The sequence below is a fragment of the Rhizobium rhododendri genome, from assembly GCF_007000325.2.
Taxonomy (GTDB): Bacteria; Pseudomonadota; Alphaproteobacteria; order Rhizobiales; family Rhizobiaceae; genus Rhizobium; species Rhizobium rhododendri.
Map to the genome: position 1 here is coordinate 2,729,238 of NZ_CP117267.1, position 23,067 is coordinate 2,752,304.

At 59.2% G+C, this 23,067-nt stretch carries 25 protein-coding genes; 14 read left to right on the forward strand and 11 right to left on the reverse strand.

All coding sequences use genetic code 11. The features are described 5' to 3' along the window. Positions 1-5: 5 nt before the first annotated feature. The 7 genes from truB (at position 6) to PR018_RS13295 (ending at position 8,102) form a co-directional block, all read left to right on the forward strand. Positions 6-938, forward strand: a complete 933-nt coding sequence (gene truB / locus PR018_RS13265) for a tRNA pseudouridine(55) synthase TruB (protein WP_142831511.1) — start codon at positions 6-8, stop codon at positions 936-938. Between the two features lie 145 nt (positions 939-1,083). After that, positions 1,084-2,274 carry an HNH endonuclease gene (locus PR018_RS13270; protein ID WP_161990995.1) on the forward strand — a complete coding sequence of 397 codons (1,191 nt, stop codon included), beginning with the start codon at positions 1,084-1,086 and terminating at the stop codon, positions 2,272-2,274. Positions 2,275-2,532: 258 nt separating this feature from the next. After that, the gene (gene rpsO / locus PR018_RS13275; RefSeq protein ID WP_142831513.1) at positions 2,533-2,802 is read left to right on the forward strand and encodes a 30S ribosomal protein S15; all 270 of its coding nucleotides are present in this window, start codon (positions 2,533-2,535) and stop codon (positions 2,800-2,802) included. Positions 2,803-3,209: 407 nt separating this feature from the next. Then, the gene (pnp, locus tag PR018_RS13280; RefSeq protein WP_142831514.1) at positions 3,210-5,345 is read left to right on the forward strand and encodes a polyribonucleotide nucleotidyltransferase; all 2,136 of its coding nucleotides are present in this window, start codon (positions 3,210-3,212) and stop codon (positions 5,343-5,345) included. An 80-nt stretch (positions 5,346-5,425) separates the two neighbouring features. Continuing rightward, entirely contained in the window at positions 5,426-6,442 is a 1,017-nt protein-coding gene (locus tag PR018_RS13285; RefSeq protein ID WP_142831515.1) for a class I SAM-dependent methyltransferase, read from the forward strand. A 122-nt stretch (positions 6,443-6,564) separates the two neighbouring features. Then, positions 6,565-7,659 carry an AraC family transcriptional regulator gene (locus PR018_RS13290; RefSeq protein WP_142831516.1) on the forward strand — a complete coding sequence of 365 codons (1,095 nt, stop codon included), beginning with the start codon at positions 6,565-6,567 and terminating at the stop codon, positions 7,657-7,659. 185 nt (positions 7,660-7,844) lie between these two features. Then, positions 7,845-8,102 (forward strand): response regulator transcription factor, encoded by a 258-nt coding sequence (locus PR018_RS13295; RefSeq protein WP_142831517.1) that lies wholly within the window; start codon positions 7,845-7,847, stop codon positions 8,100-8,102. Between the two features lie 49 nt (positions 8,103-8,151). On the opposite strand, the gene fabI is transcribed toward PR018_RS13295, so the two are convergent. The 3 genes from fabI to fabA form a co-directional block, all read right to left on the reverse strand. Beyond that, a complete protein-coding gene (gene fabI, locus PR018_RS13300; RefSeq protein ID WP_142831518.1) occupies positions 8,152-8,958 on the reverse strand; it encodes an enoyl-ACP reductase FabI in 807 nt (268 codons plus the stop codon). 4 nt (positions 8,959-8,962) lie between these two features. Further along, positions 8,963-10,186, reverse strand: a complete 1,224-nt coding sequence (gene fabB / locus PR018_RS13305; protein ID WP_142831519.1) for a beta-ketoacyl-ACP synthase I — start codon at positions 10,184-10,186, stop codon at positions 8,963-8,965. 67 nt (positions 10,187-10,253) lie between these two features. Then, on the reverse strand, positions 10,254-10,769 hold the full coding sequence (gene fabA / locus PR018_RS13310) for a 3-hydroxyacyl-[acyl-carrier-protein] dehydratase FabA (RefSeq protein WP_111220855.1): 516 nt from the start codon (positions 10,767-10,769) through the stop codon (positions 10,254-10,256). A gap of 298 nt (positions 10,770-11,067) precedes the next feature. Between fabA and irrA the strand changes: the two genes are divergently transcribed. Beyond that, the gene (gene irrA, locus PR018_RS13315; protein ID WP_111220854.1) at positions 11,068-11,487 is read left to right on the forward strand and encodes an iron response transcriptional regulator IrrA; all 420 of its coding nucleotides are present in this window, start codon (positions 11,068-11,070) and stop codon (positions 11,485-11,487) included. Between the two features lie 16 nt (positions 11,488-11,503). Here the strand turns inward: irrA and PR018_RS13320 are convergent, their stop codons facing one another. Next, complete coding sequence (locus PR018_RS13320; RefSeq protein WP_142831520.1) at positions 11,504-12,139, reverse strand: trimeric intracellular cation channel family protein; 636 nt, start codon at positions 12,137-12,139, stop codon at positions 11,504-11,506. 136 nt (positions 12,140-12,275) lie between these two features. Here PR018_RS13320 and PR018_RS13325 point away from each other — a divergent pair, with 136 nt between their 5' ends. Continuing rightward, on the forward strand, positions 12,276-12,752 hold the full coding sequence (locus PR018_RS13325) for a hypothetical protein (RefSeq protein WP_142831521.1): 477 nt from the start codon (positions 12,276-12,278) through the stop codon (positions 12,750-12,752). A gap of 29 nt (positions 12,753-12,781) precedes the next feature. Here the strand turns inward: PR018_RS13325 and PR018_RS13330 are convergent, their stop codons facing one another. The 4 genes from PR018_RS13330 to PR018_RS13345 form a co-directional block, all read right to left on the reverse strand. After that, positions 12,782-13,456 (reverse strand): pentapeptide repeat-containing protein, encoded by a 675-nt coding sequence (locus PR018_RS13330; protein WP_142831566.1) that lies wholly within the window; start codon positions 13,454-13,456, stop codon positions 12,782-12,784. A 158-nt stretch (positions 13,457-13,614) separates the two neighbouring features. Then, positions 13,615-13,857, reverse strand: coding sequence for a DUF2188 domain-containing protein (locus PR018_RS13335; protein WP_111220850.1), 243 nt, complete (start codon positions 13,855-13,857; stop codon positions 13,615-13,617). 182 nt (positions 13,858-14,039) lie between these two features. Next, complete coding sequence (locus tag PR018_RS13340) at positions 14,040-14,246, reverse strand: hypothetical protein (protein WP_111220849.1); 207 nt, start codon at positions 14,244-14,246, stop codon at positions 14,040-14,042. A 70-nt stretch (positions 14,247-14,316) separates the two neighbouring features. Further along, positions 14,317-14,493 carry a hypothetical protein gene (locus tag PR018_RS13345; protein WP_162854785.1) on the reverse strand — a complete coding sequence of 59 codons (177 nt, stop codon included), beginning with the start codon at positions 14,491-14,493 and terminating at the stop codon, positions 14,317-14,319. A gap of 207 nt (positions 14,494-14,700) precedes the next feature. On the opposite strand from PR018_RS13345, the gene tkt reads away from it, so the two are divergent. After that, positions 14,701-16,746: a transketolase gene (tkt, locus tag PR018_RS13350; RefSeq protein WP_142831522.1), complete on the forward strand. Its 2,046-nt coding sequence runs from the start codon at positions 14,701-14,703 to the stop codon at positions 16,744-16,746. Between the two features lie 105 nt (positions 16,747-16,851). Here tkt and PR018_RS13355 read toward each other — a convergent pair whose 3' ends face one another. Continuing rightward, on the reverse strand, positions 16,852-17,433 hold the full coding sequence (locus tag PR018_RS13355; RefSeq protein WP_142831523.1) for a hypothetical protein: 582 nt from the start codon (positions 17,431-17,433) through the stop codon (positions 16,852-16,854). A gap of 315 nt (positions 17,434-17,748) precedes the next feature. Between PR018_RS13355 and PR018_RS13360 the strand changes: the two genes are divergently transcribed. The 4 genes from PR018_RS13360 to PR018_RS13375 all read left to right on the forward strand — a co-directional run bounded on the left by PR018_RS13360 (position 17,749) and on the right by PR018_RS13375 (position 21,550). Next, positions 17,749-18,066 carry a PepSY domain-containing protein gene (locus PR018_RS13360; RefSeq protein WP_142831524.1) on the forward strand — a complete coding sequence of 106 codons (318 nt, stop codon included), beginning with the start codon at positions 17,749-17,751 and terminating at the stop codon, positions 18,064-18,066. A gap of 40 nt (positions 18,067-18,106) precedes the next feature. Continuing rightward, positions 18,107-18,721, forward strand: a complete 615-nt coding sequence (locus PR018_RS13365; RefSeq protein ID WP_142831525.1) for a general stress protein — start codon at positions 18,107-18,109, stop codon at positions 18,719-18,721. A 139-nt stretch (positions 18,722-18,860) separates the two neighbouring features. After that, positions 18,861-20,978, forward strand: coding sequence for a catalase (gene katE, locus PR018_RS13370; protein WP_142831526.1), 2,118 nt, complete (start codon positions 18,861-18,863; stop codon positions 20,976-20,978). 287 nt (positions 20,979-21,265) lie between these two features. Continuing rightward, positions 21,266-21,550, forward strand: a complete 285-nt coding sequence (locus tag PR018_RS13375) for a hypothetical protein (RefSeq protein ID WP_142831527.1) — start codon at positions 21,266-21,268, stop codon at positions 21,548-21,550. Positions 21,551-21,561: 11 nt separating this feature from the next. Here the strand turns inward: PR018_RS13375 and copD are convergent, their stop codons facing one another. Next, entirely contained in the window at positions 21,562-22,449 is an 888-nt protein-coding gene (copD, locus tag PR018_RS13380) for a copper homeostasis membrane protein CopD (protein WP_142831528.1), read from the reverse strand. Then, positions 22,446-22,814, reverse strand: coding sequence for a copper homeostasis periplasmic binding protein CopC (gene copC / locus PR018_RS13385; RefSeq protein ID WP_142831529.1), 369 nt, complete (start codon positions 22,812-22,814; stop codon positions 22,446-22,448). Before copC ends, copD begins: the two co-directional genes overlap by 4 nt. Between the last annotated feature and the right edge of the window lie 253 nt (positions 22,815-23,067).

Sequence of the window (23,067 nt, forward strand, 5' to 3'; positions counted from 1 at the left end):
GACCGATGTCCAGACCCAGAAAACCAAAGGGCCGCCCGGTTTCCGGCTGGCTTATCCTCGACAAGCCGATCGATTTCGGCTCGACCGAGGCTGTCTCGAAGATCAAATGGCTGTTCAACGCCCAGAAGGCCGGCCACGCCGGTACCTTGGATCCGCTGGCCTCGGGCATGCTGCCGATCGCGCTCGGCGATGCGACCAAGACAGTTCCCTACGTCATGGACGGCCGCAAGATCTATGAATTCACCGTCACATGGGGTGAAGAGCGCGCCACCGACGACCTCGAGGGCGAAGTCACGCAGAGCTCGGACAAACGCCCCTCCGAGGAGGACATACGCGCACTTCTGCCGAACTACACCGGCGTCATCAACCAGATCCCGCCGCAGTTTTCGGCCATCAAGATCGCCGGCGAGCGCGCCTACGATCTCGCTCGCGAAGGCGAAACCGTCGACATCCCGTCCCGCGAAGTCGAGATCTTCCGCCTGACGCTGCTCGCCTGCCCCGATGCCTCCACGGCGCATTTCGAAGTCGAATGCGGCAAGGGCACCTACGTCCGGGCGCTCGCCCGCGACTTCGGCCGCGACCTAGGCTGCTACGGCCACGTCTCCGGCCTGCGCCGCACGTTCGTCGCGCCATTTGGCGAAGAGACCATGGTACCTCTTGCGGAGTTGGTGGCGCTGGAAGCCATCGAGGATATGGAAGAGCGCCTCGCCGCCCTCGACGCGCTGGTCATCGACACCGCAGAAGCCCTGTCGTCCCTCCCGCATCTCGCCATCACCGACGAACAGGCCCACCGCCTCAAGATGGGCAACCCCATCCTCGTCCGCGGTCGCGATGCACCGGTCGCCGAGAGCGAAGCCTATGCCACGGCGCGAGGCAAGCTCATTGCCATCGGCGAGATCGGCGAAGGCGAGTTTCGGCCGAAGCGGGTGTTTGTCTGAGGGCCCCCGTCTTCGCTTTATAAAGCATTTTGTTACTGGTCAGACAAATTCGACTTTATGCACAATGATATAAAATTCATTTGCGCCTCCTGCGTGAACCCTTTCGCGAGTATGCTAGACTGCGCAACTCGTGGAAGGAATTGCGGTGTCCAGATGTTTATATTGCGATAAAGAAAAGACCGATAGCGAGTTTTCGCTCGAACACATTTGGCCCAGCGCGTTGGGAGGAGCTTTACTCCCCCCAATATTTAAGACGAGATCAGTTTGCGTAAAATGCAATAATTCTTGTGGTCTGTTCGTTGACGGTGGCTTCGTTAAAAGTTGGTTCCTTCAGGCAGAAGCATCAATCAACGCTCACGAATTCCTTGATCCCGGCAAGCCATCTCCAGCGCCATTTGTTTATTTTGGTGAAGAACCTGGAATGCATATTTCGGATGACGAGGTTTGCGACCGCTGGGGAGGGTTAGCTGGGGATAGAGTTTACCACTTTCATAAGCGCGATGACGAAAAGTGGTTTGGCATAGTTGGCGGCGACATTATTAAACGTAAGAAGCTAGATCCAGGTAGAGCATATATCGCTTTTGGTTCGGCGAACGAATATTGGTTCACCTGCGCTGCTCTAAGCTTTAGGGCGCAGTTTGAAAAGGCAAAACGATGCGTCCTCAACGGGAAGCCTGCTTCTGATATAGATGCGCGAATAGCGTCGATATTCTTTCCGCAACGTGACCCAAACGATAAACAGCAACTGCTGGATCTGAAAGCCCTTGACGCTTCCTTGCATGGCTGTAGCGCGTCCACAACCGTTTCAATAAAACTTGGTTTCGACACCCGCTTCCTATGCAAAATTGCGTTAGGTATCGGATTTAATATTCTAGGCGAGCCTTTTAAAGATCGCGCATACGCCGGTGAACTTCGAAAGGGGCTTTGGTCGAAAACTCCGGACGAACGTAAAGGTCTGCGAATCCAAGGCTCCGGATTTCTGGGCGGCGGGCAATTGACCATCCCAGATGAAGTTAAGCAATTTATGTCCATAAGAGGAACATGGTCACTATGCATATGGCGGCACGACGCAAAGCTTGCAGTACATATTCATTCGCCGCGTCGAAATCATATGAGCATAGTTATTGAAGAAAATTGTGATGGATACGATCAAAGCATAATAAACGAATACAAAGACGGGGTCTTTTACTTCGTTTCCCCTTACAGAAGCATGGTAGTGGGCCCATTGTGCCTTGCCCAAATTCTTGCTCATAAACTTGGAGAGGTGGAGGCGACGGAACTGACAAAAATCGAGCAGCCAATTACCAAGCTTGAAGAACTTCCTCCGAAGCGCTAGAAATTTTGTCTCTAGCTACTCACTTGACCGATGGTCCCTAAAATTCCTCAGCAACGCTCAAGCGAGATCCTTTATACGACGGCACGCCAGAACAGAGACTCTAGGCATAGCCACCCCACACCTCCCCCTCTTCCCTTCCCGCCTCAATTAGTCTATAGGCACCGGCAGCACTGGGCTCGCCCATTTGCTTTCGCGGCCAAAGCTGGACGACATCTCGGCTTTTGGCGACTTCTTCCTCCTCATCGAAAGGACCATCCGATGTCGATTACTGCTGAGCGCAAGGCCGCTCTCATCAAGGAATACGCAACTGTCGAAGGCGACACAGGTTCGCCTGAAGTACAGGTTGCTATCCTGACCGAACGGATCAACAATCTGACCGGCCATTTCAAGGACCACAAGAAGGATAACCATTCCCGCCGTGGTCTGCTGACGATGGTTTCGAGCCGCCGCTCGCTGCTCGACTATCTGAAGAAGAAGGACGCATCCCGCTACAGCAAGCTGATTGCTGCCCTCGGTATCCGTCGGTAACAATTTTGCGGCGGGCGTTCCTGACGGGACGCCCGCCGGACTTTTATGACCGGGTCGCACCGACCCACATCCCGATGCCTGACCGCGCCACGATATGATCCGCGCAACAGGCAAGAGGCGGCGAACCGGATGGGCCGGCTTCGCCAAGACATAAACCGTTGACCTGTCATGGGGCAGGATTGCCGGACGCTTTCGCCAGGACCCTTGGTCCAGGCCGTCTTCGAGGTCCAGGACCTGAAGCCGCAATGCCGGACACGATCGTCTCCGTCCACCGCCTGAAGGCGAAACGGAAACGCCGGAAAAAGCCTCCCGCTGTCTTGCCCGTGACCTGTCACACAATGCGGTCGACGATGCGCCTTGCCCGAACCGGCGGTGGCGCGTTTTCCCGCATCAGGCAAGGATAGAATATGTTCGACGTACACACCGTGGAAATCGAGTGGGCAGGACGCCCGCTGAAACTCGAAACCGGCAAGATCGCCCGTCAGGCTGACGGCGCGGTTCTCGCCACCTACGGCGAGACCGTGGTTCTGGCCACCGTCGTTTCGGCCAAGTCGCCGAAGCCGGGCCAGGATTTCTTCCCGCTGACCGTCAACTACCAGGAAAAGACCTACGCAGCCGGCAAGATCCCGGGCGGCTATTTCAAGCGCGAAGGCCGTCCGAGCGAGAAGGAAACGCTGGTTTCCCGCCTCATCGACCGCCCGATTCGCCCGCTTTTCCCGGCTGGCTACAAAAACGACACGCAGGTCGTCGTGACCGTTGTCCAGCACGACCTTGAAAACGATCCCGACATCCTCGCCATGGTTGCTACCTCGGCTGCCCTGACCCTCTCCGGCGTTCCCTTCATGGGCCCGATCGGCGGCGCGCGCGTCGGCTACATCAATGGCGAATACGTCCTCAACCCGCATCTCGACGAGATGGACGAATCGGTTCTCGACCTCGTCGTTGCCGGCACGCAGGACGCCGTCCTGATGGTTGAATCGGAAGCCAAGGAACTCTCCGAAGAAATCATGCTCGGCGCCGTCATGTTCGGCCACCGTGGTTTCCAGCCGGTCATCGACGCGATCATCAAGCTCGCTGAAGTTGCCGCCAAGGAAGCCCGTGACTTCCAGGCGGAAGATCATTCCGAACTCGAAGCCGAAATGCTGAAGCACTTCGAAGCCGAGCTTCGCGACGGCTACAAGATCACCCAGAAGGCCGACCGCTACGCAGCCGTCGACGCCGTCAAGGCCAAGGTCAAGGCTCACTACTTCCCTGAGGGCGTTGAGCCGAAGTATTCCGCCGAAGTCATCGGCGCCGTCTTCAAGCACCTGCAGGCGAAGATCGTTCGCTGGAACATCCTCGACACCAAGAGCCGCATCGACGGCCGCGATCTGTCGACCGTTCGTCCGATCGTCTCGGAAGTCGGCCTGCTGCCGCGTACCCACGGTTCTGCCCTGTTCACCCGCGGCGAAACCCAGGCGATCGTCGTTGCCACGCTCGGCACCGGTGAAGACGAGCAGTATGTCGATAGTCTGACCGGCATGTACAAGGAACGCTTCCTTCTGCATTACAACTTCCCTCCCTACTCGGTTGGCGAAACCGGCCGCATGGGCTCCCCGGGCCGCCGCGAAATCGGCCATGGCAAGCTCGCATGGCGCGCCATTCGTCCGATGCTGCCAACACCTGAGCAGTTCCCCTACACGCTGCGCGTAGTCTCCGAGATCACCGAGTCCAACGGCTCGTCCTCGATGGCTACCGTCTGCGGCACCTCGCTCGCGCTGATGGATGCCGGCGTTCCGCTCGGCCGCCCGGTTGCCGGTATCGCCATGGGCCTGATCAAGGAAGAGGACCGCTTTGCAGTTCTCTCCGACATCCTCGGCGACGAAGATCATCTCGGCGACATGGACTTCAAGGTTGCCGGCACGGAAGGCGGCATCACCGCCCTTCAGATGGACATCAAGATCGAAGGCATCACTGAAGAGATCATGAACGTCGCGCTGAACCAGGCGAAGGACGGTCGTCTTCACATCCTCAACGAGATGTCCAACGCCATTTCCGAAGGCCGTGGCCAGCTGGGCGAATTCGCTCCGCGCATCGAGATCATGAACATCCCGGTCGACAAGATCCGTGAAGTCATCGGCTCCGGCGGCAAGGTCATCCGCGAAATCGTTGAAAAGACAGGCGCCAAGATCAACATCGAAGACGATGGCACGATCAAGATCGCATCCTCGTCCGGCAAGGAAATCGAAGCAGCCCGCAAGTGGATCCACTCGATCGTTGCCGAGCCTGAGATCAACCAGATCTACGAAGGCACGGTCGTCAAGACAGCCGACTTCGGCGCTTTCGTCAACTTCTTCGGCGCACGCGACGGCCTGGTGCACATCTCCCAGCTCGCAGGCGACCGCGTTGCCAAGACGACTGACGTCGTCAAGGAAGGCCAGAAGGTCTGGGTCAAGCTGCTCGGCTTCGACGAACGCGGCAAGGTTCGCCTTTCCATGAAGGTCGTCGACCAGGCCACCGGCCAGGAAATCGTCGGCGAAAAGAAGGATGCCGCAGCCGAATAAGCTGCGCCTTCGCTTGCATCTCCGGGGCGCGGGACAAGTTCCGCGCCCCTTTTCTATCCGCCTTTGACACGAGATAAGCCATGAGCCGCGACGCCCTGAAGACCCTGTTCCATCCCTTTGCTTCCGCCACCGTGGCTGCACCCAGTGAAGGTGAACGCATCCTGTTTCTCGGCGCCGAGGCCGGCTTCGCGCTGCCGCCCGAGTTCAAGGCGAGCCTGACCGCGGTGCAGGGTTTTCGCCCTCTCTATCGCCAGCTGCAGGCAAGCCGCATAGAGGCGACGCCTGAGATCGAGGGAACGGACTATGACGGCGCGCTGGTTCTCTGCACCAAGCACAAGGGCGAGAACGAGGCCAACATCGCCGAGGCGCTCGCACGGGTGAAACTCGGCGGCCTGATCGTCGTCGCCGGCGGCAAGGAAGACGGCATCGCCTCGTTGCGCAAGCGCGTCGAAGGCCTTGGTCTTACCATCGACCATATGCCGAAATATCACGGCGTGGCCTTCTGGTTCGGACGCCCCGAAGACACGGCGCCGATGCTGGCCAAGCTTCAGAAGCCGGCAATCCGCGTTGACGGCCGTTTCACGACGGCACCGGGCATGTTCTCCCACGAGCGCATCGACGCCGGCTCCGAACTGCTCGCCTCACGCCTGCCGGCCGACTTTACCGGCGACGTCGCCGACTTCGGTGCCGGATGGGGTTACCTCGCCGTCGAGATGGGTACGCGCTCGCCTAAACTGGGGCGCATCGACCTCTACGAGGCAGATCACGCCGCACTGGAAGCCGCCAAGCACAATCTCGCTTCCAACATCCCGAACATCGCAGCGCGCTTCTTCTGGCACGACCTGGCTGGCGAATCCGTGCGCGACAAATACGATCTCGTCATCATGAACCCGCCTTTTCACGAAGGGCATGCCGCCGATCCGTTGCTGGGCCAGGCACTCATCAAGACGGCAGCCGGAGCGATCCGCAGTGGTGGCAGGCTGTTGCTCGTGGCAAACCGTGGCCTGCCCTATGAGCCGGTGCTGGCGGGCCTGTTCAAGAATAGCGGTGAAACTTGCCGCAATGCTCGGTTTAAAGTTTTGTGGGCAAGTAAATAGGTTTGTCCACTACCGGACAATCCGGCATTCATAATAAACTAATTAAGAATAAGCTCGACAGGGCGACGTGGAAGGGCTTATCTTCTGGCGACTGATATTTAACATTCAACGCCAGAAGCTCAATGTCTAAGCAAACGGTCAACGATGAACTGACCACTGTCGCCGGTGTGGGCTCTGCAATAGCTCTTCACGCGCAGAGCTATGGCTTCGACATTGTACCGATTTGCCATGCCCTCGATATTGATCCGGACGACCTGCAAAGCCTGACAGCGCGGATCAGCCTCGACCGCATGTGCCGTTTGTTGGAAGCCTGCGCATTGATGGCTGACGACGAAGCCTTCGGACTGAAATGTGCCGCCGGTTTTACGCTCGGCTCGAGCGGTCCGTTCGGCTACGGCATGATGACCGCGCCCACCGTTCGCGATTTCCTGGATTTTCTCGTCGATCATCTGGCATTTGCGTCGCAGGTTAGAGACTGCAGTCTCCAGAAGTCAGACAACGGCTCGGTCCTTTCCTGGAATTTCTCCCCATTGGTTTCGAAACGGGATCAGTATGTCGATCTGATCGTCGGCCTGCATCTACGCCATCTGGGCTGTCTGGTCGGTAAGGATATCGACCGCGTTGGCGTTGGGCTGCAACGGCAGAGACCGCGTCATCCGGCCTTCTTTCGACAGTACATGACCCGCCATCTGTCGTTTGGCATGCCCGTCAACAGCTTGCACGTGCCGGCCAGCCTTCTCGACCGTCGCAACCCCCGTGGCGACCCTACCCTCTTCAAGCTGATGAATATCCAGATCCGGACCCTGCAGGCGGATGAGGTGACCGAGGAGGAGTTTGTCGAGCAGGTACGCCGCTACATCCGGCGACGGATCGCCGAGGCGACGCTCTCGCTTGATCTGATCGCAGCCTACTTCGGCTTGTCGGAGCGCACGTTCCAGCGGAGACTGGCAGAGTTCGGAACGACGCTCAACGATCTCCGCGATGACGAGCGGCGGCGGCTGTGCCTCGCCTTGCTGCGCGACGGCAACCTTTCCATTACCACCATTTCCTATCGACTGGGATATTCGGCGCCCAGCGCTTTCACGCGGTCGGTCTATCGCTGGTTCGGCGCTTCGCCCAAGACTTTGCGCAACGTCAATGCCGAAGAAAGCAGCAGACTGCAGGAATCGCGGGGAGATGACCTTGACGCGCCTACACAAATCAGGAAGATTTCATGACGTCGTCTTGATAGGCGACTACAGCCATGAACTGTTGCGCAGAAAGATAAATTTCTGGCGCCCGTCGTTAACGACAGATGAGCCTCTCCATAGTATTCAGCGCTTTCAGCCAGTCATTATCGCGTCGGTCGCCTTGGGCGTAGCGCCGGTAAAAGATCTTGCGCCCCCTCATTTAGCGGACCGCCATGCCTAGAATCTTTCCGTCGACGGAATCTACGCCTCCGTCGCCCAAACTCACATCTCGTGAAAAAGATATCTTGCAACTGATAGCCGACGGCCATCGGCTGGAGGAGATCGGCCGTACGCTGGAGCTGCCCGAACCAGAAATCGAGCAGCTGATGAAGACGGTTGAGGAGAAACTGGGAGCAAGCAACCGGCTGCACGCAGTGACCATCGCCGTGCTGCATGGCCATATAGCCATAGGTCCGGAACAGCCAAGATAGGCCCCGCCGTATAGACCGACGCAGTACTGCGCCGGTCTGATGTTTGGTATCAGTCGATTTCAGCCCGCGTCAGCGTTTCCAGCGTCGGCATCGAGGTGATGTTGAAGCCGGAATCGACGTGATGGATTTCGCCCGTCACGCCTGCGGAAAGATCCGACAGAAGATACAGCGCCGAACTGCCGACATTATCGATCGTCACGGTCTTGCGCAGCGGCGCGTTGTGCTGGTTCCACGACAGGATGGCGCGGGCATCGGCAATACCGGCGCCTGCAAGCGTACGGATAGGGCCGGCCGAGATGGCGTTGACGCGGATCCCGCGCGGACCGTAATCGGCCGCCAGATAGCGCACCGATGCTTCGAGCGCTGCCTTTGCAACACCCATGACATTGTAGTTCGGGATCACGCGCGACGAGCCGTTATAGGTCAGCGTCAGCATGCTGCCGCCTTCGGTCATCAGCGTGGCAACCCGCTTGGCGATTTCGGTGAAGGAAAAACAGGAGATTACCATGGTCCGCGAAAAGTTATCGCGCGTGGTATTGGCATAGAGACCCTTGAGTTCGTTCTTGTCGGAAAAGCCAATGGCATGGACGACGAAATCGACGCTGCCCCAGCGGCTCTTCAGGGCATCGATAACGCTATCGACCGAGGCAATATCCTCTACATCGCAGGGCAGGATGAAGTCCGAACCGAGTTCGGCGGCGAGCGGCTTTACCCGCTTGCCCAGCGCATCACCCTGGAAGGTGAAGGCCAATTCCGCCCCCTGGGCAGCCAGCGCCTTCGCGATGCCCCAGGCGATGGAATGATTGTTCGCGACACCCATGATGAGTCCGCGCTTACCCTGCATTATTCCGGTCATTGATTTATCCGTTGTGGCGCTGGAACACGAGCGTAGCGTTGGTCCCGCCGAAGCCGAAGGAGTTGGAAAGCACGGTATCCATCCGGGCGTTGTCGATGCGCTTACGCACGATCGGAACGCCGTCAAATTCCGGGTCGAGTTCTGTGATGTGGGCGCTCTCGCCGATGAAGCGCTCCTGCATCATCAGGATCGAGTAGATCGACTCCTGGACGCCGGCTGCACCGAGCGAATGGCCGGTCTGCGACTTCGTGGATTGGATCGGCGGAATTTTGTCGCCGAACACTTCGCGGATCGCGCCGATTTCCTTGCTGTCGCCCACCGGCGTAGAGGTCCCGTGAGTGTTGATGTAGTCGACCTCGCCGTCCACCGTCTTCAGCGCCTGGCGCATGCAGCGAATGGCACCCTCGCCCGACGGTGCGACCATGTCGTAGCCATCCGAGGTGGCACCATATCCGGTGATCTCGCAGTAGATCTTGGCGCCGCGCGCCTTGGCATGCTCGAGTTCTTCGAGCACCAGCACACCGGCACCGCCGGCAATGACGAAGCCGTCCCGGCTGACGTCATAGGCGCGTGACGCGGTCGACGGGGTGTCGTTGTACTTTGACGACATCGCGCCCATGGCATCGAACAGGTTGGACATAGTCCAGTCGAGATCTTCGTGGCCGCCGGCAAACATCACGTCCTGCTTGCCCCACTGGATCATCTCCATCGCATTGCCGATGCAATGGGCGGAGGTCGAGCAGGCGGACGAGATCGAGTAGTTGACGCCGTGGATCTTGAACCAGGTGGCAAGGGTCGCCGACGCGGTCGATGACATCGCCTTCGGAACCGCGAACGGGCCGATGCGCTTCGGGCTGTTGTTCTTGATGGTGATGTCGGCCGCTTCGATCAGCGTGCGCGTCGAAGGCCCGCCGGAGCCCATGATGATGCCGGTGCGCTCGTTGCCACCGATGTCCGAATCCTCGAGGCCTGAATCAGCGATTGCCTGCTTCATGGCCACGTGGTTCCACGCACCGCCCTGCGACAGGAAGCGCATGGCGCGACGGTCGACCAGATCGGTCGGATCTAGCGACGGCTTGCCCCAGACGTGGCATCTGAAACCGTGCTCGGCAAAATCGGGCGAGAACGAGATGCCGGACTTGGTCTCGCGCAGCGCAGCAGTGACTTCGGCGGCATCGTTTCCGATGGAAGAGACAATACCAAGACCTGTGACAACAACCCGTCTCATGTGTTGGACCTTTTTGTTAGTGTCGAATTGCATGCAGTGGATAGAGGATCGCGCGCGTGAACGCCAATCACTCCGCCTTTTCCTTGGCCAACCCGACCCTGAGGTCGGTTGCCCGGTAGATTTCCTCGCCATCGGCCTTCATCCAGCCATCGGCGATGCCAAGCACCATGCGACCGCGCATAACGCGCTTGAAATCAATGCCGAATTGCAGAAGTTTCGTCGCCGGGCGGACCATGCCCTTGAACTTCACTTCACCGGTCGAAAGCGCCATGCCACGGCCCGGTTCTCCGAGCCAGCCGAGATAGAAGCCCGTCAACTGCCACATGCCGTCGAGACCGAGGCAGCCTGGCATGATCGGATTGCCGGCAAAATGGCACGGGAAATACCAGTCGTCCGGACGCACGTCGTATTCCGCGCGCACGTATCCCTTGTCGAAGGCACCACCAGTTTCCGAGATATCGGTAATGCGGTGAACCATCAGCATCGGCGGCAACGGCAATTGTGCGTTACCTGGGCCGAACAATTCGCCGCGACCGCAGCTCAGGATTTCCTCGTAGTTGAAGCTGGATGGTTTCGTCGTCATAAAAATCCGTTTCCCCCGCATGAATGCCTTTGGCGAGTGAGGTTAGTGTAAGATCGGCAGGAATTGAAGCTCTAGCATTGGCTTGTCCATTCCCGCCCACTGATCGGGCACGTTTCACCTTTATGTGGTGGTCGCATACAGGAAGCCCAAGGCTGCTGCCAGAGGCAAATGCTCTAAAAGCCGGACATTGCGGCTTTTTGCCCGTCAATGTCCCCACTCGAACTATTGAAAGCCGGGCAAGCAAAAGATATATGAAGCACTCAAGAATAGTCGACACGACGACTTTGGAGTCCGTTTGATGGCGTTTGCAGCCGAATTGCCGATCGAGACCAGACTGCGCATGGCGGGCCTGCGGCCGACCCGGCAGCGAGTCGCGCTGGGCGATCTGCTGTTTGCCAAGGGCGACCGTCACCTCACCGTCGAGGAACTGCACGAGGAAGCCGTCGCCGCAAAGGTGCCGGTGTCTCTGGCTACCGTTTACAATACGCTGCACCAGTTTACCGAGGCGGGCCTTATCCGCGTACTCGCCGTCGAGAGCGCCCGCACCTATTTCGACACCAACGTGTCGGACCATCACCACTTCTTCGTTGAAGGACACAACGAAGTCCTCGACATTCCAATCAGCAATCTTGTCATCGACAATCTTCCGGAGCCACCGGAAGGCATGGAAATCGCCCATGTCGACGTGGTCATCCGCCTGCGTCCGATCCAGCGCTAGCTGCCAGTCAATCCTTCTATAAGACATCGTCCGGATGACGTCCGGGCCTTGGGCGATAGCCGCGAAAAGTCCAACCGAACCACAAAGCTCCGCCGCGAACCCCGAACGCCGCGATCACCCCGAGCGCAGAGGCGGCATACAGCGGCATTGGCGTCGAATTGGCGGCAACAAAGACGCATGCGCCGATGAGCGCAGCCGTCACATAGATCTCCGGACGCAGCAGCACTGACGGCTCGTTGCTGATCATATCGCGCAGGATGCCGCCGAAGGTGGCCGTCAATGTGCCGGTGACGATGGCAACCGTCGGCGAACCCGTGGCTGCCAGGCCCTTGGCGGCGCCCATCACGCAATAGGCCGCCAGCCCGACGGCATCGAGCCAGATCAGCAGCTTGTATCGCGACTCTAGCAGATGCGCCGTGAAGAACACGACGACGCCGATGACGCAGCAGACGAGGATATAGGTCGGATTGAGCACCCAGAAGACCGGCAGCCTGCCGAGCACGATGTCGCGCAGCGTGCCACCGCCGATCCCTGTCACCGCCGCCAGAAACAGAAATCCGATCAGGTCGAGCTGCTTGCGTGATGCAGACAGGGCGCCGGTCGCGGCGAAGACGGCAACGCCTGCATAATCGAGGAACGACAGTAGCGACATGAATGGCCCCACGAACAGGTCTGCTGCAAATGCCGCAGTGGATCACGGCAGTCAGGGCCGCGCAAGGAGGAAGGACTAACTTGCAGCCCGGACTGCCACGCGCCTGTGTCGGAGCCCGTTATTGCGAGGTGATTTTGTGAGATTTTTGTTTCTGGCATTTTTGAATGTCATGGCGTTCGTGGTCATGCCCGCAGTCGCCAGCGCCCAGCAGGCGCTCCTGACCGATCCCGTCGCTTTCGAAAAGGAGCATTTCACCAAGCGTTGCGGCGCCGGCGTCACCTTTGGCGATGGATTTGCGACAGAGCAGGACATCAACAACGACAAGCGCGGCGATATCGTCATCAACGAAGGTGAAATCACCTGCAAGGGCGAAAAAGGCCCCGACTGCACCGATGAAGGTTGCCCGCACAACTTCTACATCCAGGTCGACACCGGCGGCTACCTGATGATCGCCACCGCGCAGATCTACAGCTACGACTTCATCATGCGGTTCGGCAACATGGTGCTTGTGATGAAGATGCATCCGCGTTTCTGCGACCGCACGGACACCGAACCATGCCAGATCACGGTGCGCGTGCGCGGTACCAAGTTCACGACGATCTTCAAGAAGTAGGCGCAGGCGCCATTGGCGTCTTCGAGGTCTCAGTCCGCGTGGCAGGGCCAGCCGGCCGGCTTTTTCAGGGCGGGCGGCAGCTTAGTCTTGTCGTCGCCGCAGGACAGATCGATCTGCGGCTGCAGCAGACCGCGCGCATTTGAGAGATCCAGACCTTCGATATCGGTCAGGAACATGAATGCCCTGTCGAAGTTTATCGGCCCCTCGACGCTGGCAGCATCGAAATGGGCACGCGATAGGTTGGCGAGGGTAAAATTCGTATCGCCCAGCACCACCTTGTCGAAGTTCGCCCGTCCGAGTTCCGCCTTCTGGAAGTCGGCCCCGGTCAGTTTCGCTCCGGAAAAATTGGCTCTCTGCAGTTCGGCACTGGCAAAAGACGCACCATCGGCCGACACCTTGGAAAAACCGCTGCGGTAGGCCTGGACCCGCGCAAAGTCCGCCTTCTTCATCGTCGAGCCGGTAAACCAGGCGCGCATAAGGTTGGCTTTTTCGAGCTGCGCCCCGTCCAGGTTCGAGTTCGGAAGCCCGGTGACAGACAGATCGGCGCCGGAAAGGTTGGCATCCTTGAGGTTGCTGCCGTCAAGCATGATATTCTTCTTGCTGCATTCGCTCCAATCGAGACCTGGCTCCGGCATGCTGTCGCAATCGGCAGCCCGGGCGCCCGGCGCGCAAGAAAACGCCAGCGAGGCAGCAAGTGCGAACATGGCAAGCGGCACGGGGTGGCGACGGCCTTTGCCGCCGATGGCTTGAGCCAAAGGCATCCCCTGTCTCAATGAAACTACCGGCGTATCAACAACCATGCCACACCCATGTCACCTGATTTCCAACGCTCCAGCCTCCGGCTTTTGCGCCTGTCTGTCGATCAGCCATCATCCTTGACGTCCGCTTCCGGACGGTCGCCGCCGCTGGCCGACTCGGTCTTCCAGCTTCCGTCCGCCGCCTGATAGGCGATCTCCGCATCCTGGCCGCCGATCTGCTGACGCTTTGCCGCGTCCTTGGCAGCTTTCAGGGCCTGCGCATGATCAGGGAATGTTTCAGACCATACGTCGCCCAGTCGATAACCCCAGCCTTCGTCGTGTTCGGCAACATGATACGTAACGTGCATGACATATTTTCCTAATTCCAGATGTCGCGCAGCTTAGCCTACTTTGCACGCCGGAAAGCTTAAATCCTTGCGGCTTGCCCGGTAGTCGTCTTCCACGCCTATCGGAAATAGGGCTTCAACGGCGACTGGACAATGTGGATGCTGCGATTGCATCCGGAAATTGTCGTCAGACCGGAGGGGCCCTATTCCACCATCAGCCCGTCAAACACTTCGAGCATGGCATCGGAGATCGCCTTGCCGAGCGCGCCGCCGGTGCGCTGCAAGGCTTCCTCGTCCATATCGCGGGCAGACAGCGCCAGCGCCGAGCCTTCATTGCGAACGATTTCCTGCGCCCGCTGGATAGCCCAGAGTGCGAATTCGCTGCGGCTGTTGATTTCGACGTTATCCATGACGGCTCCGGCTCAAGGCTGAACATAGTGCATTTTCAAGCGCCGGTGTCACGCCGGCAGGCCATCAGAATCACCACCAGCGGCTCGCGTGATCGAGATTGGCGTCCTGACGTTCCTGGACGGGACCCATCAACATCTTCAGCCGACCGATCTGCTTTTTGTCAAGAAGATCGCGGCGTGCAAATTCATGCATGCTCCAGATGTCGCGAAGGCTGGTATCGCGTGTGTCGGATCGTTTTAATGTCATGGAGCCCGACTACAAGACAATCTGGTCAAATGATAGGCGTCGCATGCCCAATCGTGGAGAAATACGCCTCCCCCCTGCCATCCCTAGCCGTTCACCTTTTGCGGAGGACGGTTGAATTCCACAGCCTGGCTATATCTACCAATAGACGAGCCCCGGCCCTGTCGCGCGGCAAAACCATTCCCAGCGAACGAAATTTGGAGCATCACCATGGCAACCCAATCCCCGGTCCAGACCGAAAAAACCGTTCCTGCCCCGCGCGACCAGCACCTGCGCGACATGGCCGATTGCATCCGTTTCCTGTCGATGGATGCGGTGCAGAAAGCAAAAAGCGGCCATCCGGGCATGCCGATGGGCATGGCCGATATCGCCACGGTGCTTTTTTCCGAGTTCATGAAGTTCGATGCAGCAGACCCGCACTGGTTTGACCGCGACCGTTTCCTGATCTCCAACGGCCATGGCTCGATGCTGCTCTACAGCCTCCTCTACCTGACCGGCGTCAAGGAAATGACCATCGACGAAATCAAGAACTTTCGCCAGATCGACAGCCGCACGCCAGGTCACCCCGAATACCACCATGCCCCCGGCATCGAGACCACCACAGGTCCGCTTGGCCAGGGTCTCGCCAATTCCGTGGGCCTGGCTTTTGCCGAACGCATCATGAATGCCAAATTCGGCGATGCCCTGGTCGACCACTTCACCTATGTATTCATGGGCGACGGTTGCCTGATGGAAGGCATCAGCCACGAGGCAATCTCGCTTGCCGGCCACCGCAAGCTAGGCCGCCTGATCGCGTTCTTCGACAACAATTCGATCACGATCGACGGTGCAGTCAACTTGTCCGAGTCCGATGATCAGGCAGCACGCTTCCGGGCGTCGAACTGGCATGTGCAGGAAATCGACGGTCACGACACCGATGCTATCCGCGCAGCAATCGTCGAAGCACAGAAGGTGACCGACAAGCCGTCGATGATCTCTTGCAAGACCGTCATCGGCTTCGGCTTCCCGACCAAGGCGGGCACCCAGAAGGCGCACAGCGATGCACCCGGCGAAGAAGAAATTGCCGGCGCGCGCCGTCTGCTGAAGTGGGATGCAGCACCTTTCGAAATCCCGCAGCCACTGCTGGATGCCTGGAGGGCGATCGGCGCCAAGGGGCGCGATGCTCGCATGGCCTGGGCCGACCGCGTCAAGGCAGCCCCCGATGGGCTGGGCGAAGATTTCGACCGCCGCATGAAAGGCGAGCTGCCGGCCGGCTGGAAGCAGGCAGTCACCGACGCCAAGACAGAGCTGCTTGGCAGCGACAAGGATCTCGCCACGCGACAGGCAAGCGGCATCGTCCTCAACCATCTGTTCGATGCAATTCCGGAGATGCTCGGCGGCTCGGCTGACCTGACACCATCCAACAACACCAAGGCGAAGAACCAGGTTGAAATCCCGGCCGGCCAGTTCGACGGCTCCTATGTCCACTACGGCGTTCGGGAGCACGGCATGGCTGCGGCGATGAACGGCATAGCCCTGCATGGCGGACTGGTGCCCTACGGCGGCACCTTCCTGACCTTCTCCGACTATTGCCGCCCGGCAATCCGCCTGGCAGCGATGATGGATATCCGCACCATCTTCGTCATGACCCACGATTCGATTGGCCTCGGCGAAGACGGTCCGACGCATCAGCCGGTCGAGCATCTGAGCGCGCTGCGTGCCATCCCGAAGCTTGCTGTCTACCGTCCGGGCGATCCGATCGAAACGGCCGAATGCTGGGAGGCGATTCTCGACGCACCGCGCCAGGCAGCGCTGATTGCCCTGTCACGCCAGCCGATGCCTCTGCTACGCCGCGATCCCGGCACGGAAAACCTCTCGGCCAAGGGCGGCTACGTGCTGCTGGAGGCTGAGGGCGGTCCCCGCAAGCTGACGATTTTTGCGACGGGATCCGAACTGCATCTGGCCGTCGAAGCGCGCGACCTACTGCAGGCCGAGGGTATTCCGACCGCCGTCGTCTCCATGCCCTGCAAGCTGCTGTTCGAAGCCCAGGATGCCGCCTACAAGGCATCGGTGCTCGGCGAGACGCGCGCACGCGTTGCGGTCGAGGCTGCCGTGCAGGATAGCTGGGACAGGTATCTCGGTCTCGACGGTCGTTTCGTCGGCATGCACGACTTCGGCGCATCCGGCAAAATCGAGGATGTCTACCGCAAGTTCGATATCAACACCGAAGCCGTCGCCCGCGCCGGCCGCGACGTGGTTGCTGCCCTCGCTGCTTGAACCGCTGAAGAAAACTCCCAATCTCCCGAATAGAAAATGCCGCCCGGTGAGGCGGCATTTTCGTTGAGGAATTAAGTCTGTCGTCTCTCGACCATATTACCGAAGTCAGAGGTATGGCGAATACGTCCCACCCGCCTCGTAGGCTGGCCGGCGAGATGCTGCCGCGGCATTGCTTTCCCGGCGCTCGGCCATGCGCATCGACTGCTGGAACAGATCGTCCAGGCGAACGCGCTCCGTGGCCATCGCCGCGAAAGCGCGATCAAATCTCGCGATCAGATGGCGATGTTTTTTCATTGCCGCCTGCAGCTCTTGCTCGCTCATCCTTTCCTCCGCTGGAAGCGGACGCATGGTCATTCGCTGGCCGATATCGTCCTGGAATGAAGCGAGAGTCAGCCCGACCTTGCGCAGCTGCTGGCGGGTGGTTGCCGAGGATTCCGTTGCGATCAGCAGACGCACCGCGCTGACAAGCAATTGTTTGCGGAACGGGAGATCGTCGATGTCGACGACGTCGAGCCCCAGATCCGCCAGCTTTAGATAGCGCAGATACTGGTCTACCAGATCGCGCGCCTCTCGCAACGTGTCTGCATCTGACTGCTTGCTGGAATTGGCGCGAAAATTCTGTCTCTGCTGGGTGGGGTTCATCTGGTCCACCATCCTTGTCGACAGCGTAAACGTGATGTGAACCATAATGTTTCACGCAATGACGGTCATTTGATCGTTGCTGTTTTGCGGGCATTTCTGAGCCCGAATATTTCTCGCCCGGACGCCGCGAATGCCCGCTTGTAAACGGGTTCACGTCCCCCGACCTATCGCTTGATCAAACGGAAATCCGAGCTATCCCAGAGGGTTGACGTGCACTTTGCGTCAGTCTTGGAGGGCTTGCTGGCAAACTCCCCATACCGTTGGGCCCACGCAATTAGTTCAATTTCGGCTTGGAACAACTCAACAGCGAACTGGTTGTGAGAGGGCAACAAACAAAACAAGACAGACGAGGAAACCCCGATGAAGAAGATTTTGCTGACGTCGATTGCTGCCCTGATGACGACTTCGGTTGCCTTTGCGCAGAGCCAGACACCGACAACCTCGCAGGATACACCGGCAGTCGCCACGCCTGAAACCACCAACGCCGGTGCACCGGTCCAGGGCAAGAACAGCTTCACGGAATCGCAGGCGAAGTCGCGCATCGAAGCGGCCGGCTTTGCAGATGTCGCCGACCTCAAGCTCGACGACCAGGGCATCTGGCGTGCCAGCGCAAATAAGGATGCCAAGCCAGTTCAGGTGTCGCTCGATTACCAGGGCAACGTCGTCCAGGCAAAGTAATCCCGTCCTCAACAATAATAACATTCGGAAGGAAACCACCATGAGAACTGTCACAGGTCTGTTCGACAACTATGATGATGCAAAGACTGCGGTTGGCCAGCTCGAAAGCGCCGGTATTGCATCGAAGAACATCAGCATCGTTTCCAACACTGCCGACGGGCGCAAGGTTGAGGATCAGGGTAACAATGCAGCTGAAGGCGCCGGAACCGGCGTTGGCATTGGCGCAGTTGCCGGTGGTGCCGGCGGATTGCTCGCAGGCCTCGGCATGCTTGCCATCCCAGGCGTCGGCCCGGTTGTCGCAGCCGGTTGGCTTGTCGCCACGCTGACGGGCGCCGTTGCGGGTGCAGTGGTAGGCGGTGCGGCCGGCGGTGTCGTTGGCGCCCTCATCAGTTCCGGCGTGCCGGAAAAAGACGCCCATGTCTACGCTGAAGGTGTCCGCCGTGGCGGCACTCTGGTCACCGCGCAGGTCGAAGAGGACGAAGCCGTTTCAGCTGAAGCGATCCTTGACCGCTCCAAGCGTGTAAACCTGACGGACCGTCGCACGGCCTATACCGCCGAGGGCTGGAACCGCTTCGACGACACGCTCGACCCCTATTCGCAGTCGGAAATCGATGCCGAGCGCAATCGCTACGGTACTAACAATCCCCGCATTTGATCGTCTTATCATCCAAAGGAAAGCCGGCCCCCGTGGCCGGCTTTCGTGGTTTTCGGGCATCGGGCTATTTTGAGAAAATAGGGAACGATGTCGCGAGGTCTAGGTTGAGCTTGGACCTACCCCCGACCGGAGAACCCAGATGGCTAGAAAACCAACCCAGACCTTTGTCTCTGACAAGGTGACAATTCATGACCAGACGCTGCAGCGCGGTAACGGTGGCGAGCTTCACCAGTATGCCGAAGGCGATACGCCTGTTCTGACAACGTCCCAGGGCGGCCCCGTCTCGGATGACCAGAACACTCTCAAGGTCGGAGCGCGCGGCCCGGCACTGATCGACGACTTTCATTTCCGCGAAAAAATCTTCCATTTCGACCACGAGCGCATCCCTGAACGCGTCGTCCACGCGCGCGGCTATGGTGCCCACGGCTATTTCGAAACCTATGAGTCGCTGGCCGACTACACGCGAGCCGACCTGTTCCAGCGGCCTGGCGAAAAGACACCGGCTTTCGTGCGTTTTTCGACGGTTGCCGGCAGCAAGGGCTCGTTTGACCTTGCCCGCGACGTGCGCGGCTTTGCCGTCAAGATCTATACCAAGGAGGGCAACTGGGATCTGGTTGGCAACAACATCCCGGTGTTCTTCATCCAAGACGCCATCAAGTTTCCCGACGTCATCCACGCCGTCAAGCCCGAGCCTGACAAGGGCTTCCCACAGGCGCAGTCGGCCCACGACAATTTCTGGGACTTCATCAGCCTGACGCCTGAAAGCATGCACATGATCATGTGGGTGATGTCCGACCGTGGCCTTCCCCGTTCCTTCCGGTTCATGGAAGGGTTCGGCGTCCACACCTTCCGCTTCGTCAACGCCGAAAACAAATCGACCTTCGTCAAGTTCCATTGGAAGCCGAAACTCGGCCTGCAATCGGTCGCCTGGAACGAAGCGGTCAAGATCAACGGCGCCGATCCGGATTTCCACCGCCGCGATCTCTACCAGGCCATCCAGTCCGGCAACTTCCCTGAGTGGGAACTGCAGGTGCAGCTCTTCGACCAGGACTTTGCCGATAAATTCGACTTCGATGTGCTCGATGCGACGAAGCTCATCCCGGAAGAGATCCTGAAGCCGGTACCCGTCGGCCGCCTTGTGCTGGACCGGATGCCCGACAACTTCTTTGCCGAGACCGAACAGGTCGCCTTCATGACCCAGAACGTGCCGCCCGGTATCGATTTCAGCAACGATCCGCTGCTGCAGGGCCGCAACTTCTCTTATCTCGATACGCAGCTGAAGCGCCTGGGTGGCCCGAACTTCGCTCATATCCCGATCAATGCGCCGAAATGTCCGTTCAACAATTTCCAGCAGGACGGCCACATGGCGATGCACAACCCAAAGGGTCGTGCCAACTACCAGCCGAATTCCTGGGGTGAAGGTGCGCGGGAATCGCCGACCTCGGGCTATCGTCACTTTGCGTCCGAGGAGCAGGGCCAGAAGGTTCGGCTGCGTCCGGAAAGCTTTGCCGACCATTACAGCCAGGCGCGGCAGTTCTACATCAGCCAGACGCCGCCCGAGCAGCGCCATATCGTGGCGGCCATCACCTTCGAACTCAGCAAGGTCATGACGCCGGTCATCCGCGAGCGGGTCGTCTCGCACCTCTTCAATATCGACGAGACACTGGCATCGACGGTTGCCCGCAAGCTCGGTCTGCAGACGATGCCGAAGCCGGCCGATGCCGCTGTCGCGACACGCCAGGACCTCGAAGAGTTGCCCTCGCTCAGCATTGCCAGAAAGGGCCCGATGCGCTTCGAGGGTCGCAAGCTGGGGATTCTTGTGACCGACGGCGTCGATGCCGCCATGGTCAAGGCAGTCGTTGCCGCAGTGGTCGATGCCAAGGCAGACTTCGAGGTGATCGCGCCGAAGGTTGGCGGTGTCACCGCATCCGATGGCAAGTGGCTGGCCGCGCATCAGATGATCGATGGCGGACCATCTGTTCTCTATGATGCCGTCATGCTGTTGACCTCACCGGAAGGCACGGAAGAGCTGGTACGGGAAGCAACGGCACGCGACTTCGTGGCCGATGCCTTCTCTCACTGCAAATACATTGGCTATGTCGATGCAGCTCTTCCGTTGATGCAGAAGGCCGGCATCGCCGATGCGCTCGACGAAGGCACGATCAGTCTCTCCGGAACCGGGGATCTGACCGGCTTCTTCGAGGAAATCGGCAAGCTCCGCGTCTGGGGCCGCGAGCCTTCCGTCAAGTTGCCGTAAGGCTTCGGGATCGTTTCAAGATAGGCCACGCAGCCATTTCAAGGCTGCGTGGCCTTTTTATTTTCCGCAATGGATATTGCAATGGGCACGATTGTTACGAAAAAAGCCCTATTTCGTCGTACCTATCCATATTAGTCAGATTTTCCGAACCGTCCGTTTCGTTTTCCGCCCTTCAATAACCCACGCCCCGATCACACATGACGCCTGCAAGCGCCATGACCAGCCTCACCCGCTGGTTTGCGGTCGGCCTTGCATCAAAGCGACCTTAAGCGCTGGGAGATATTGATATGGCATGTTGTGATTTTTTCGAGCAGCCCCACCGGGACGAACCTGCAGGCAATGGCGAAAAGGATTATCGCGAACACGTTGCCGCGCACAAGCTTTCGTTCGGCGAGATTGTCGTGGTCGTCGCAGCCGTCGTGATGCTGGCGGGAATGGGCTTCGTACACCGTGACCCCTCGCCTGAGCCCCGGATCACCGGGTCGATTTCGGCCTCCGGCGCCTCACCGGCGAGTGGCTTCACCCGCTGCGACGACGACAACCATTATCTCTCGCAAAGATGCGAACGTTGAAGCCCGTACGGTCAAGTCGGATCGAGCGTGCCGAACACGGCTACCAGCCCGATAGCGGCAACACCCAGCAGGATCTCGACCAAGCTAGCCCGCCGGATTGACCGCAACGCGGCGTCCGGGTTTTCAGCGATCGCCGGAACGAACACATAGCGGTTGACGATAGCAAGACATGTCATCATGCCGACAGCAGCGATCTTCATCGTCAGGATCAGCAGGTATGGCGATGACCAGTCAGTTGGCCAGCGGCCGAGCGTCATGATGGAATTGACGATCCCCGTCGCCAACACCAGAAAGACGGCGCCGTGTCCGACGTTCGAAAAACGCCGCAGCGCAACTTGCGCCGCGGTATGATATTCGGGCACCGCAAGCATCCTCAGCACGACCACAAACGGGATCAATGCTCCTAGCCATGCCCCGCCGGCGAGAAGGTGGACGATATCGTTGAGCCGATGGGCAATCCGGAGCAGGCCATCTTCCATGGAGGCATGCCCGGTCAGGGCCAGCCCCGCGAGGCCAAGCGCTGACGCAAGGGCCACGGTCCCCATTCGCCTGTCAGCGCGGCGGATGAAGGCCAGCATTAGAAGTAACCCTGCCACCGCCTGCGCCTGAAAGAAAAGAGCGAACGGACTTGCGACGAGGACGGCATACACTGTTGCCCCGTCCACGGCATCGGGCCACCCATTACCCAGAGCTGCTGCCTGTAACGGTAATGCTGCCACTGTCGTCAGAACCGCCACCCCGGCTGCAGCCAGCGGAAAGACGCCGAGCCGCCGCAGCATCTGGGCGGCCAGCGAGGGTGGCATGAGAAACGCGACGAAAGCAGCCGTACCCCACAACAGCAACAGGGCGCTGTCATGCAGAAAGCGGCAGATTTGGATCGCTGTCGATGGTTCGATCAAGGCTTGACGGTGAAAGTGAAGGAGCCGCTGGTCTTGTGCCCATCGCTGGACAGCACATGCCATTCGACGGTGTAGGGTCCAGCCGTAAGCGGACCGGCGACAGGCACGGTCAGACCCTTGTCTTCATCGCTAAGGCTCGCGTCCCCTGTTTTCACCGCAGCCTTTTCCGGCCCGATCAGCTTGATGCCCGAAAATTTGAGATTTAGGCTTTCGGTGAACGTCATCGTCACCGCCGAAGGCGCCGATGCAACGGTACTCTTATCCGCCGGCAGCGAAGTCTTGAGATGGGCATGCGCCGACGCCTGGCCAGCGACGCCGAGCGTGCAGAGAAACAGGAGAGCTGAAGCGACGCTACGATTGGTCATGACGACTCCTTGCGACAGATGAAACAACGCTCACGGAACGTGAAGGTGCAGCTAGTCGGTCCGGAAAACCAAAACTGCACGAAAAGCCGGTAGGAGCGTCAAAAGCCCCTGTCAATCGAATGATATCGTTGCGCTCCCCATGGTGACGCTTTGCCGCAAGCCCTTGCACCAAGGGCGCAGATGGAGGATTGCAGGTGATATACCCAAGGCTGCAAAGAAAGTGGCGGTCATTTGAGGGCCAAGCGAGTAGCAT